Source organism: Ralstonia sp. 22086 (genome assembly GCF_052045975.1).
Lineage (GTDB): Bacteria > Pseudomonadota > Gammaproteobacteria > Burkholderiales > Burkholderiaceae > Ralstonia > Ralstonia wenshanensis.
The window spans coordinates 210,288-222,702 of the sequence record NZ_JBQEPZ010000003.1; the positions used below are offsets into that span (position 1 = coordinate 210,288).

General features: G+C 63.2%; 9 protein-coding genes and 1 tRNA gene. 2 read left to right on the forward strand and 8 right to left on the reverse strand.

What is annotated here, in order from left to right; genetic code table 11:
• Window positions 1-69: 69 nt before the first annotated feature.
• The 4 genes from ACTJK6_RS14160 to rpoD all read right to left on the reverse strand — a co-directional run bounded on the left by ACTJK6_RS14160 (window position 70) and on the right by rpoD (window position 6,274).
• Window positions 70-1,329, reverse strand: a complete 1,260-nt coding sequence (locus ACTJK6_RS14160; RefSeq protein WP_440839408.1) for a DUF2957 domain-containing protein — start codon at window positions 1,327-1,329, stop codon at window positions 70-72.
• A 90-nt stretch (window positions 1,330-1,419) separates the two neighbouring features.
• Window positions 1,420-3,015, reverse strand: coding sequence for a DUF2957 domain-containing protein (locus tag ACTJK6_RS14165; RefSeq protein ID WP_440839409.1), 1,596 nt, complete (start codon window positions 3,013-3,015; stop codon window positions 1,420-1,422).
• A gap of 738 nt (window positions 3,016-3,753) precedes the next feature.
• Window positions 3,754-3,841, reverse strand: a tRNA-Ile gene (locus ACTJK6_RS14170).
• Window positions 3,842-3,949: 108 nt separating this feature from the next.
• Window positions 3,950-6,274, reverse strand: coding sequence for an RNA polymerase sigma factor RpoD (gene rpoD / locus ACTJK6_RS14175; protein WP_232040627.1), 2,325 nt, complete (start codon window positions 6,272-6,274; stop codon window positions 3,950-3,952).
• On the opposite strand from rpoD, the gene ACTJK6_RS14180 reads away from it, so the two are divergent.
• Window positions 6,267-6,647: a hypothetical protein gene (locus ACTJK6_RS14180; RefSeq protein ID WP_232040628.1), complete on the forward strand. Its 381-nt coding sequence runs from the start codon at window positions 6,267-6,269 to the stop codon at window positions 6,645-6,647. The two genes, rpoD and ACTJK6_RS14180, sit on opposite strands and share 8 nt — an antisense overlap.
• Window positions 6,648-6,755: 108 nt before the next feature.
• Here the strand turns inward: ACTJK6_RS14180 and dnaG are convergent, their stop codons facing one another.
• The 3 genes from dnaG to ACTJK6_RS14195 form a co-directional block, all read right to left on the reverse strand.
• Complete coding sequence (gene dnaG / locus ACTJK6_RS14185) at window positions 6,756-8,567, reverse strand: DNA primase (protein WP_440839411.1); 1,812 nt, start codon at window positions 8,565-8,567, stop codon at window positions 6,756-6,758.
• 40 nt (window positions 8,568-8,607) lie between these two features.
• Window positions 8,608-9,057 carry a GatB/YqeY domain-containing protein gene (locus ACTJK6_RS14190; protein ID WP_440839622.1) on the reverse strand — a complete coding sequence of 150 codons (450 nt, stop codon included), beginning with the start codon at window positions 9,055-9,057 and terminating at the stop codon, window positions 8,608-8,610.
• Window positions 9,058-9,189: 132 nt separating this feature from the next.
• Complete coding sequence (locus tag ACTJK6_RS14195; protein ID WP_440839412.1) at window positions 9,190-10,413, reverse strand: NAD(P)/FAD-dependent oxidoreductase; 1,224 nt, start codon at window positions 10,411-10,413, stop codon at window positions 9,190-9,192.
• Window positions 10,414-10,508: 95 nt separating this feature from the next.
• Here ACTJK6_RS14195 and tsaD point away from each other — a divergent pair, with 95 nt between their 5' ends.
• Entirely contained in the window at window positions 10,509-11,552 is a 1,044-nt protein-coding gene (tsaD, locus tag ACTJK6_RS14200; RefSeq protein WP_440839413.1) for a tRNA (adenosine(37)-N6)-threonylcarbamoyltransferase complex transferase subunit TsaD, read from the forward strand.
• Window positions 11,553-11,598: 46 nt separating this feature from the next.
• On the opposite strand, the gene folE2 is transcribed toward tsaD, so the two are convergent.
• A complete protein-coding gene (gene folE2, locus ACTJK6_RS14205) occupies window positions 11,599-12,405 on the reverse strand; it encodes a GTP cyclohydrolase FolE2 (RefSeq protein WP_024975157.1) in 807 nt (268 codons plus the stop codon).
• Window positions 12,406-12,415 lie beyond the last annotated feature (10 nt).

The window sequence follows — 12,415 nt, forward strand, 5'->3', positions numbered from 1 at the left end:
TTCCTCCTGTTGTTCTGAGCGGAGCGCGGTGCTCTGTGCCGCGCCCCGTGGCGTGTTATTCCGGAAACGTCACTGCACGAAAGCGCCCACCGTGAAGTACGGGTTCTTCGTATCGCTCATGTCCAGGAAGCCAAAGGTCTTGCCGGTAAAGATCAGCTTGCCCGTCGGGGCCGAACCGGCCGGTGCGCTGGTCTGCGTGGTGCGGATCACGCCCGGGACGCTCTGCGTGAAGTCGAGGTTCAGCGGTCGCGCCAGCGCTGCCTGCGATGCGTTGAACGGATCGAGCATCGTGGCCTGCGCCCCCACCAGCGCCGTGGCACGGTAGTTGAACGTGCTGTCCACACCCGTGTATTCGCCGTCTTGCGAGCCCTGCGCGATGTTGCCGACCGGCGCCATGATGGAAATGCCGGACTCGTCATCCGCCACCGGGGGGCCCGCCGTCAGATCGGAATTGGCCGCACCCACGCGAATGAAGATCGGCACGAGCTGGCCGTACAGCTTGCCCACGATCATCACGCCCTTGCCTGCCTTGGCCGGATCGAGCGACGACACCGTTGCCGGCACCTGCGGCTGATAGTTCAGCGTGGTGAAGGCCGGCGCATCGCCGCGCAATGTCAGCTTCTGGTTGACCGTCGCGCTTGACGTCAGGCACGCCCCGCCGTTCTTCACGCCCAGGTTGTCGCACTCGGTGTAGGTGCCGTCCGCGTTGATGGTGAAACGCGCATCGACCGCCTGCTGCGAGAAGTTCTGCGACGGCACCTGGTGGTAGCCGAGCTGGTTGTAGTTGCCCGCAATCTTGTTCAGATCGGTCTCGGTGTTCGAGAAGCTGATGAACGGGTAATACGGGAACGTGGTCTGCGGAATCTTGCCCACGCCGACAATGCCGTCGAACTGGATCGTCGCCCCGGGTATCGTGCCGCCCAGCACGCCCTGCCCCAGGAAGAACCGCGCCGGACGGCTCGGATCAAGGCTTGCATTGTTCAGGCGGAACGCGCACTGGTTCAGCTTCTCGGTCGGCAGCGCCGTCTCTTGCGTGAGGGTGCCGGTCTGCACATTGTTGGGGGCCGTATCGCGCGTCGGCGCAACAGTGCCCGTCTTGACGGGAATCGGCGAGGCCAGATACGTGATCTGGTACGTCATCTTCGTCGTGTCGAGCTGCACCTTCACGAGTTCGCCCGAACCCGACCCGCCGGTGAACACGGTGTTGTAGTCGATGGCCTGCGGACACAGGCGCTGGATCACCGGGGCCGGCGAATCATCCCCGCCGCCTCCGCACGCCGTCACCATCGGTGCGCAAGCGAGCACCACCAACCATTTACGCCATTGCATTTGCGTCTCCTCCATGTTGTTGTTCAGCCGCGGCAGCGCAGCGTGCACAGGGCACGCACGCCGCCGCATGTGGTTTCGTTGCTTCGCGCCTCACTGGACGAATGCACCGACCGTGAAGAACGGGTTGTACTTGTTGTTGTTCATGAGCATCGCGTACACGTTGCCCACCTTGACCGCCACGCCCGTATCGCCCGCCTTGAACAGCGCAACGTTGCCGCTGGCGCCCTGCGCGTTGAAATCGTTCTGCGCGGTCACGATCAACTTGCCCGGCGAGCTTTGCGTGTAGTCGAGCCCGAACTGCGCCGTCACACGTGACGTAAGCGGGTTGATGAAGGCGGCGGTGCCGTTCTGGAACAGCGTCGAGGTGTAGTTGGCGGCCAGCGACGACACGGCTGTGCCGTCGCTGCAGTTGCCGGCATTGGCGTGGAAGAAGCCACCGCTGAAGGAGCCCGGCAGTTCCGGGTGATCGATCGTCGCGTTCAAGCCGTTGCCGCTGGCAGGCGCACCGCTCGGCCCGTTGTTGGTGACCACGCCGCAAGCCGAACCGCTGGTCGCCCCGACATAGCCGCCCTTGAGCGCGTTGGCCGGGATCGCCGTTGCGGGCGACAGGATCGAGATGCCGATCTGGTCGTCCGCCACCGAAGCCAGCAGGTTCGCGGCATCGCTATGCGAGTAGCCGACACGGATCACCACCGGCACCACCTGCCCGTTGAGCTTGCCGGCAATCAGAATGCCCTTGGCCTGGCTTGGCGCCAGCAGCACGAGCGGCGAGACCTGGCCCACATACGGATACGGCACGCTGCTGCTGGTCGGGTTGCTGACGAACACGTTGTCCTGCGAGCCATCGGCGTTCTGACGCAGCGTCCACGGCGTGCCAGTCGTGTGGCAGGAATAGTCGATCCCTTCCGCCGTACACGTGCCGTCGGCATTCAACGTTTGCGTCCAGTTGACGGCATCGGGTTGCCAGCCTTGCGGCGCCGAGGTCTGGTTGCCCGACCCCGTGGGTGTGACATGCACGCCAACCTGGTTGTAGCGCCCCGCCACCTGCGAAAAATCCGTCACCGTCTCGGAGAAGCCCAGGAACGGATAGAAATCGAACGTGCGCGACGGCACCGCGCCAATCACGACGCCGGGAATCGGCTGGATGCCGTCGAATTGGATGGTTGCCCCCGGAATGCCGCCCCCCACGATGCCCTGACCGACAAACAGCATCGGCGGGTCTTGCGGATTGACGGTGATCGCGTAGCTGTTGTCCGCCGTCTTGCCCGACTGCAGCACGAAGGCGCAGCGGTTCTGCTCGGGCGTCGGCAAGTTGGTTGGATGGACGAACGTACCGTCGATGGTCAACCCCTTGCGGGTCGTGTTGATCTGCCCCGCCGAAGTCGGCACCGACGACTCCAGAAACTGCATCTGGTACGTGTTCTTGCTCGTATCGAACTTGACCTTGATGTACTCGCCGCTGCCGGAGCCGCCGGTGTACGTGGTCGTGTAGTCGAGCGCCGCCGGGCACAGACTGGTCGGCGTGCTGGGCGTGGTAACCGCTCCGCTCGGCGGGCAGGAACTGCCCGAACACTGCGCTACATCGGACGAGCCGGGGTCATCTGCCCCGCCACACCCGCCAATGAACGGCATGGCCACGATGCAACTGGTTGCCATGACAACAAAAAGATGACGTCGACTACCCATGGTTGTCTCCTCACGTTTTGGAACTTGTTGTGTTTTGGGCCGGCGAATGTGTGCAAGAGCCGGTCAATACCCCCGCCTGCCGGCAAACGACAGCCGGCAGCGCACGACCTGCCCAGTCGGCAGATCGACTTGCGAACTACAAAAACGACGGACGAGCTTTGGCCGCGTTACCCGATGGTTTGCCGGGTATCACGCAGATCGGCCGGGTGCCGATCTCAAGAAATCGAGGTAACGCTGCTAGCGTGAACGAAGCTCGCCACCGCTGCTGCAGTGACGACGATGGCGATGACGCGCGGGGGCACGCGCAGAAGCGGAATGCTGGAAGGGCCCGTTTTGAATGCGTAACATCCTGTGTCTCCGAAGGGTACGCTACTGGCTATTTACTTATCGTTATGGCCGAAACTATGGTCTGCTCAGAGTATGAAGTAAATAGAGATTTCATTCAAAACAGCGACCGCAATCTCCCGCGCAAGCAGGCGCGGCGCGGTTTGGCGGGTTTTCAAACGAGGGAATGAAACGCTTTCGTTTGAAGCGTTTTAAACTCCCCCCTCCGATTGAGGGGAATGCCCACGCACCGCTGCGTTATTCAATTATTTCGAAATGAATATATTTCGCCGAAACTCACTGGCTTAGCAAAATACGATCCCGCGACAATAACGCGCGCAACGCGAGAGAAAGCCACCAGATAAAAAGGGTACGCAAACGCGGGGGAAGGGAAAAACGGCGGAAGAAGAAAGATGGTGGGCCGGGTGGGATTCGAACCCACGGTGTCCTTTCGGAGGCGGATTATGAGTCCGCTGCCTGCAACCAGCACGGCGTCCGGCCCTGAGAAACAGGAAAAAAAGAGACCCGGCGCTTGGGCCGGGCCTGGGGCAGGATTTTACCTGAAAGTGGGCGTAAGCCCACTCGGAAAATCGCCTGCTTCGCTACAGAATCAGCTCCCCTCGAGGAAGCTCTTGAGCTTGTCGGAACGGCTCGGATGGCGCAGCTTGCGCAGTGCCTTCGCCTCGATCTGACGGATACGCTCGCGGGTCACGTCGAACTGCTTGCCGACTTCTTCCAGCGTGTGGTCGGTGCTCATTTCGATACCGAAGCGCATGCGCAGCACCTTGGCTTCGCGCGGCGTCAGCGAATCCAGCACGTCCTTCACCACGCCGCGCATGGAGCCATGCAGCGCCGCTTCGGCCGGAGCCAGCGTGTTCGTATCCTCGATGAAATCGCCCAGATGGGAGTCGTCGTCGTCACCGATCGGCGTTTCCATGGAGATCGGCTCCTTCGCGATCTTCATGATCTTGCGGATCTTGTCTTCCGGCATCTCCATCTTCTCGGCCAGCGTTGCCGGATCCGGCTCGTTGCCGGTTTCCTGCAGGATCTGACGCGAGATGCGGTTCATCTTGTTGATCGTCTCGATCATGTGCACCGGAATACGGATGGTGCGCGCCTGATCGGCGATCGAACGCGTGATGGCCTGACGGATCCACCACGTGGCGTACGTCGAGAACTTGTAGCCGCGGCGGTATTCGAACTTGTCCACCGCCTTCATCAGGCCGATGTTGCCTTCCTGGATCAGGTCGAGGAACTGCAGACCGCGGTTCGTGTACTTCTTGGCGATCGAGATCACCAGACGCAGGTTGGCCTCGGTCATCTCACGCTTGGCCTCACGGGCGCGGCGCTCGCCTTCCGACATCTTGCGGTTGACGTCCTTCAGCTCGGTCAGCGGCAGCACCACGCGGGCCTGCAGGTCGATCAGCTTTTGCTGCAGCTCGTGCACGGCCGGCACGTTGCGCTCGACGATGGTGCTGTACGGCTTGCCGTCAGCCACCACGGTCTCGATCCACTTCAGGTTGGTCTCGTTGCCCGGGAAGCGCGCAACGAAGTCGCCGCGCGGCATGCCGCACTTGTCGACCACGATGTTCAGGATGGCGCGCTCGAGCTTGCGGACTTCGTCCACCTGGCCGCGCAGCGTGTCGCACAGGCGCTCGACGTTGCGTGCCGTGAAGCGGATCGTCATCAGCTCGGCCTGGATGGCTTCCTGCGCCTTCACGTAAGGCTTGGACTTGTAGCCTTCCTTCTCGAACGCACGACGCATCTTGTCGAACTGCTCGCCGATCACACCAAACTTGACCAGCGCAGCCTGCTTGAGCTCTTCGAGTTGACGGGCCGAGGCTGCGGCAGCGCCGGCGCCTTCATCGTCCTCGTCTTCCTCTTCGTCGCCCTCTTCTTCGGCTTCCTCTTCCTCGAATTCCTCTTCTTCCTCAGCAGCAGCGGCTGCGTCGGCTTCAGCGTTCGGGTCGATCAGGCCGTCGATGTACTCGTCGATCTTGGCTTCATCGTTGGCAACGCGCTCGCCCATGGCGAGGATTTCAGAGATGGTGACCGGGCAGGCCGAGATGGCCATGACCATGTCCTTCAGGCCGGCTTCGATGCGCTTGGCGATCACGATTTCGCCTTCGCGCGTCAGCAGCTCGACCGTGCCCATTTCGCGCATGTACATGCGCACCGGATCGGTCGTGCGGCCGAATTCGGAGTCAACCGTCGACAGCGCGGCTTCGGCTTCTTCTTCAGCCTCTTCTTCCGTGGTCACGGAAGGCGCGTTGTCGTTCAGGAGCAGCGTTTCGGCGTCCGGCGCCTGCTCGTACACGGCAACGCCGATGTCGTTGAGCGTGGCGACCAACGTTTCCAGCGACTCCACGTCGACCATGTCGTCGGGGAGGTGGTCGTTGATTTCGGCGTAGGTCAGGTAGCCGCGCGATTTGCCCAGCTTGATCAGCGCCTTGAGCTTCTGGCGGCGGGCCTCGAGCTCTTCTTCCGAACCGCCTTGCTGCGAGGCAGCGAATTCCTTGAGCAGGGCTTTTTCCTTGGCCTTGCGGTCACGGGCCTTCAGCTTTTCGGTTTTCGGTGCCGGAGCGGCGGGGGTGTCAAATTCTTCAGTCACGTCCGTGCTGCTGTCGTCGTCTGCCTGCGTCTCTGCCTTGGGCTTGCGGCCGCGCTTCTTGGGCTCGGCTGCTGCCTCGGCGCGGGGCGCGGGAGGAGTTGTGGGGGTGGCCTCTGCCTGGGCGGTGCGCTTGGTGTCTTCCGCGGTCGCCTTGGCTGGCTTGGCTGCGGTGCTGGTACGAGCAGTACCCGTCTTGGTTGCGCTTGCGCTGGCAGTGGTCTGCTTGCTCTCGACTTCGGTAACTTTCGATTTCGCCACGGTGGTTGTCTTGCCCTTGAGTGCGACGGAAGCGGCTGTGCCGCCAGGTCTGGCGCTCGTGCTCATCGACGTCGAGACCTTGCCTGAGGTTGAAGATTGGATCACGCCCTTTGTGCGCGCTGTCGGTTTGACAGTCTTGGCGGCGACAGCGATATCGGCGGTCTGGCGCGGCTGGGTTTTCCCCGTCTTTGCCGGCGCAGTGGCCTTCACTCCTGTCGATCCTGCCTGCCCCATATGGGTCCGACCATTCGCGACTTTCGCCGTTCCCGCTGGGGTCTTTCCTCCTCCCGAGCCGCGCGCCGATGAGGATCGCTTGGCAGAATCAGAAGCAGGACTGGCCTTGGAACCGGCCTTCGCGGAGGTCTTCACCTTCACCATGGGCACGCTCACTCCCCCAAAAATGGGAAAAAGGACTTGCAATCCAAACCGGCTATTCTAGCACGCCAGACCCAGCCGGTCTAAACGAAAATCGGGTTTTCGCCTGAAAAATCAAGGGGCTAACCGCAATTGCCCGCCCCGCTTGGCGGTGGGCTCTGCGGCCCATGCGCTACACGAGCTGTCGACGGCGGCTGATTTCGCCCACGAGCCAGCGCATGCGCTCCTTGTCGTCGTCGCCGGCATGGCCGGCTTCCATCTTGCGCTGCAACATCTCCAGCTCGCGTTTGAGTGGCTCGGCGAGCATCTTCTGCACGGCGGTATCGAATTCGGAAATGGCCGGTTCCAGCTCGATGTCATCCTGGAGCACGGCGGTACGCAGCGCGGCAAAAGCTTCGGCCTGGGGAGTCTGGCCCAGTCGCTCGACAAAGGCCCCGAAATGCACTTCCGGGCCGACAGCATCGCATTCGGCCAGCAAACCCGCCAACACCTCACCTTGGGGCAACTGTGGTGCAGTCAAGTGGGTACGGGCATCGGCGTCGAGCCGGGCGGCCAGTGCGGGATAGCGCATAAGCAGGCGAAGCACCTTCTGCTCCAACGCGGTGGGTGCCGTGCGCGCCACGCGCGGGCGCTTTTGGGTCATACGGCCCGCTTGGGCCGGGTCGCTGCGAAGCCCGCATAGCGCCTCGATGTCGGCGGGCGTGGTGCCTGTCATGTCGGCCAGGCCCCGCACGATCTGCAGGCGCAGGCCCCCGGCGGGCATGGCACTCAGCAGCGGCTTGGCCTCGTATTGCGCGCGGGCACGCCCCTCGGGTTGACGCAGGTCGAGGTCTTCCGTCACGGCCTGCAGCAAGAAGCGCGACAGCGGCATGGCGTTGTGCACTTCACGGGCGAAGGCCTCGGTGCCCTCTTCACGCACGAAGCTATCCGGATCGTGTTCGGCGGGCAGGAAGAGGAACTTGATTGTCTTGTTGTCGGTCGCGTGCGGCAGGCAGGCTTCAAGGGCGCGACGTGCGGCCCGGCGCCCGGCGCTGTCTCCGTCAAACGAAAAGATGACGGTATCGACCTGCCGCAACAGCTTCTGCACGTGGACAGGCGTACAGGCCGTGCCCAGCGTCGCCACTGCATTGGCAAACCCGAGCTGCGCCAGCGCGACGACGTCCATATAGCCTTCCACGACCAGCACATAGTCGAACTCGCGGATGGCGTTGCGCGCCTCGAACAGGCCGTACAGCTCGGTGCCCTTGCTGAACAGCGGCGTTTCGGGGGAATTGAGATATTTCGGCTCGCCCTGCCCCAGCACCCGGCCGCCAAATCCGATCACCACGCCCTTGGTATTGCGGATCGGGAACATGATGCGATCGCGAAAGCGGTCGTAGCGGCGATGCGAGCCGTCGGCACCGGTCTTCTCGCTTTCGATGACGAGCCCGGCCTCGATAAGCGGAGCCGCGGTGGCGTCTTCGCGATACGGACCAAACACGGCTTCGAGCGATTGCCAGTCGTCCGGCGCATAGCCGAGGCCGAAGTGCGCGGCAATCTCGCCAGTCAGTCCCCGGCCTTTCAGGTATTGGATGGCGTTGGGTGCACTGCGCAGTTGCTTGCGATAGTGCTCGCAGGCGCGAGCCATGACGTCGCCCAGTGCGACAGTCTTGGCTTGCTGCTCGGCGCGTGCTGCAGGCGGCAAGCCACCGCGCTCTTCGGGCACCACCATACCGACGGATTGCGCGAGGTCCTTGATGGCCTCGACGTACGATTGCCCGGAAAACTCCATCAGGAAGCCGATGGCCGAGCCGTGCGCGCCACAGCCGAAGCAGTGATAGAACTGCTTGGTGGGCGACACCGAGAACGACGGCGACTTCTCGTTATGGAACGGGCACAGCCCCATGAAGTTGGCGCCGCCCTTCTTCAACTGCACGTAACGACCCACCACGTCGACGATATCGACGCGGTTGAGCAGGTCGTCAATGAACGGCTGCGGGATCACGCGGGGTGTGCCCCTTGGATGCTGCGAGTGTGGTGGGGATTCAGACGCCGGTCAGGGCGGCCTTCACGCGGGCAGAGACCTGCGTCATGTCGGCGCGACCGGCCAGGGCGGGCTTGAGGATGCCCATCACCTTGCCCATGTCCTGCGGGCCAGTTGCGCCAGCCTTGGCCACGGCGTCACGCACGGCGGCGTCAACTTCGGCTTCCGACAGTTGCGCGGGCATATAGACCTGCAGCACGGCCACCTCTGCCGCTTCCTTGGCGACGAGATCGTCACGACCGGCTTGCTCGAATGCGGTGATGGAATCCTTGCGCTGCTTCAGCATCTTGTCGATCACGGCCAGCACGGCAGCGTCATCCAGTTCGATGCGCTCATCCACCTCGCGCTGCTTGATGGCGGCCTGCAACAGGCGGATCGTGCCGAGACGATCCGTTTCCTTGGCGCGCATGGCCGCCTTCATGTCTTCCGTGATCTGTGCCTTGAGGGACAACTGCGACATTCCGAACTCCGATAAACGGCAAAACCCGCTTGGACGGTGGGCCCAGCGGGTTGCAAACTTTAAAAAATGGATCACTGATCGTAGCACAGAACCCGAACAGTTCCAGGACCGAGCCGTGGGGGATCAGCGGGCGGAGGCGGCCTCTCCCGCCGCGACGGCCGAAGCCCACGCCCACTGGAAGTTGTAGCCGCCAAGCCAGCCCGTCACGTCGACCACCTCGCCGATGAAGTACAGGCCCGGCGCAGATTGCGCCTCCATGGTGGCCGATGACAGCGCGCGCGTGTCGACCCCGCCGCGCGTCACTTCAGCCTTGCGATAGCCTTCACTGCCGGACGGTGTCAGCTCCCAGCGGTTGAGCGCGGCGCCCAGCACGCGCAGCACCTTGTCCGGCAACTCGGCAATCGGCGTATGCGGGTTGGCACCGTGCGTGGCGCACCAGGCCTGCGCGACGCGTTCCGGCAAGCGCTGCGCCAGCACCGTCCCGAGCTGCTTGCGTGAACCCGACTTCTCACCGCACAGCCACTGCGCCGCGTCAGCGTCCGGCAGCAGATCGACGACAAGCGGCTGGCCCGAATTCCAGAAACTGGAGATCTGCAGAATGGCCGGTCCCGACAGCCCGCGATGGGTCAGCAGCAAGTCTTCGCGGAACGTCGTCGCGCCCCCCTTGCGACCAGCTTTGCCCGACGGCTGCGCCACGGTCACGTCCACCTCCATCGACACGCCGGACAATGCCGAGAATGGCGCCCAATGCTCGGCATTGAAGGTGAGCGGCACCAGTGCCGGATGCGTCTCAACGATCTTCAAGCCAAACTGCCGCGCAATGCGATACCCGAAATCCGTCGCACCGATCTTCGGAATCGACAGGCCGCCCGTGGCGATCACCACCTTGTTGGCGATGATCTCGCCTGCGCTGGTCGACAGACGATATGCCTCGCCGTCCTTGCCGACTTCTGCGATTGCGCAGCCGGTGCGCCAGATCACATTGCCGCGCTCGCATTCCGTTTCCAGCATGCGGATGATGTCTTCCGCGGTGTCGTCGCAGAAAAGCTGGCCCTTGTGCTTCTCGTGATACGGAATGCGATAGCTGGAAACGAGGTTGACGAAATCCTGCGCCGTATACCGCGCCAGCGCCGAACGGCTGAAGTGCGGATTGTTCGACAGGTAGTTGGCCGGCCCCGCGTTGACGTTGGTGAAGTTGCAGCGGCCGCCGCCAGAGATGCGAATCTTCTCCGCCAGCTTCGTTGCGTGATCGATCAGCACCACGCGGGCACCGCGCTGCCCAGCCACAGCTGCGCACATCATCCCGGCCGCGCCCGCGCCGATCACCGCTACATCGCACCGCATCATGATGGCTGCGCCGCCCTATTCTTGAAGAAACCGCGCATTTTAACTTGTGCTATCTTCGGCGGCCTTCCCATTGCAATTCCTCACTCCCGCTTGCCATGCTGGTCCTCGGCATCGAATCCTCCTGTGACGAAACCGGCGTCGCCCTGTACGACACGGCGGCTGGCCTGCGTGCGCATGCGCTGTATTCGCAGATCGCCATGCACCGCGAATACGGCGGTGTGGTGCCCGAGCTGGCCTCGCGCGATCACATCCGCCGCGTGATCCCGCTGCTGGAAGAAGTGCTCGGCAAGGCCGGCGCCACGCGCGCGGACATCGACGCCATTGCCTATACAAAAGGGCCAGGGCTTGCCGGCGCGCTGCTGGTGGGCGCTTCCGTGGCGAATGCGCTGGCGTTCGCGCTCGGCAAACCGCTGGTGGGCGTGCATCACCTGGAGGGGCATCTGCTCTCGCCGCTGCTGGAGGCGGATCGGCCCGACTTTCCGTTCCTGGCGTTGCTCGTCTCGGGCGGGCATACGCAGTTGATGCGCGTCGATGGCGTCGGCCAATACACGCTGCTTGGCGAAACACTCGACGACGCCGCCGGCGAAGCCTTCGACAAGACCGCCAAACTGCTCGGCCTCGGGTACCCGGGCGGCCCTGCCGTGTCGCGCCTGGCCGAATTCGGCAACCCGGGCGTATTCGACCTGCCTCGACCGATGCTCCATTCGGGCAACTTCGATTTCTCATTCGCAGGCCTCAAGACCGCGGTGCTCACGCAAGTGCGCAAGCTCAACCTGACCGACAGCGAGACCTGCTACCAGCCACGCGCCGACCTTGCTCGCGCATTTGTCGACGCCATTGTCGAAGTGCTCGTCAAGAAGACGCTGCGCGCGGCACGCGAGCATGGCCTCAAGCGCATCGTCGTGGCCGGTGGCGTGGGCGCCAACCGCCAGTTGCGCGATGGCCTGAACGCCGAGGGCAAAAAGCGCGGCCTGCGCGTCTATTACCCCGACCTGCAATTCTGCACAGACAACGGGGCCATGATTGCCTTTGCGGGGGCGATGCGGCTGCAGGCCGACCCTACCCAGGTGCAGGACGGCTACGGCTACGGCGTGACACCACGCTGGGACCTCGAAGACATCCGTATCCAGCAAGCATGAAAAAAGCCGCTCGGTTGAGCGGCTTTTTCTTTGGGCACAGCGTCGATTACTTGTCGGTGCGCTTGTCGCGCTCGATCAGCGCATAGGCGCTGTGGTTGTGGATCGACTCGAAGTTCTCGGCTTCCAGCGTGTAGGCGACGATGCGGTCGTCCTGGTTCAGGCGCATGGCGATATCGCGCACCAGGTCTTCCACGAACTTCGGGTTTTCGTACGCACGCTCGGTCACGAACTTTTCGTCCGGACGCTTGAGCAGGCCCCACAGTTCGCACGACGCCTCTTCTTCGGCCATGCGGATCAGCGATTCGACCGGCGTATCGGCCGCCAGCTCGGCATCGATCGTAATGTGCGAGCGCTGGTTGTGCGCGCCGTACTGCGAGATCTTCTTCGAGCAGGGGCACAGGCTCGTCACCGGCACCAGCGCCTTGACGCGGACCTTCGTGTGGCCGTCGCGCACTTCACCGATCATCGTCACTTCATAGTCCATCAGCGACTGCACGCCCGACACCGGCGCGGTCTTGCTGACGAAGTACGGGAAGTGGACTTCGATGCGGCCGGCGTCGGCTTCGAGCTTCTCCAGCATCTTTTCCAGCAGCAACTGGAACTGCGCCAGATTCAGCGGCTCGCGCTCTTCTTCAAGCAGCGCAACGAAGCGCGACATGTGCGTGCCCTTCTGGTCAGCGGGCAGATGCACATCGAGGTTGTACGTGCCGACGGTGTTCTGCACGCCCGAGGGGGTCTGCAGCGACATCGGATAACGCACGCCGCGCACGCCAACGCGCTGAATGGGGATCTGGCGGGTATCGTGACTGGACTGCACGTCCGGCATCGCGAAAGCCGGGTTCATATCGTTCATGATCGGTTTC

Coding starts and splice junctions, on each gene's coding strand:
- ACTJK6_RS14160 (WP_440839408.1), bottom strand. CDS start 1,329: ATGCAATGGCGTAAATGGTTGGTGGTGCTCGCTTGCGCACCGATGGTG.
- ACTJK6_RS14165 (WP_440839409.1), bottom strand. CDS start 3,015: ATGGGTAGTCGACGTCATCTTTTTGTTGTCATGGCAACCAGTTGCATC.
- rpoD (WP_232040627.1), bottom strand. CDS start 6,274: ATGAGCACGAGCGCCAGACCTGGCGGCACAGCCGCTTCCGTCGCACTC.
- ACTJK6_RS14195 (WP_440839412.1), bottom strand. CDS start 10,413: ATGATGCGGTGCGATGTAGCGGTGATCGGCGCGGGCGCGGCCGGGATG.
- tsaD (WP_440839413.1), top strand. CDS start 10,509: ATGCTGGTCCTCGGCATCGAATCCTCCTGTGACGAAACCGGCGTCGCC.
- folE2 (WP_024975157.1), bottom strand. CDS start 12,405: ATGAACGATATGAACCCGGCTTTCGCGATGCCGGACGTGCAGTCCAGT.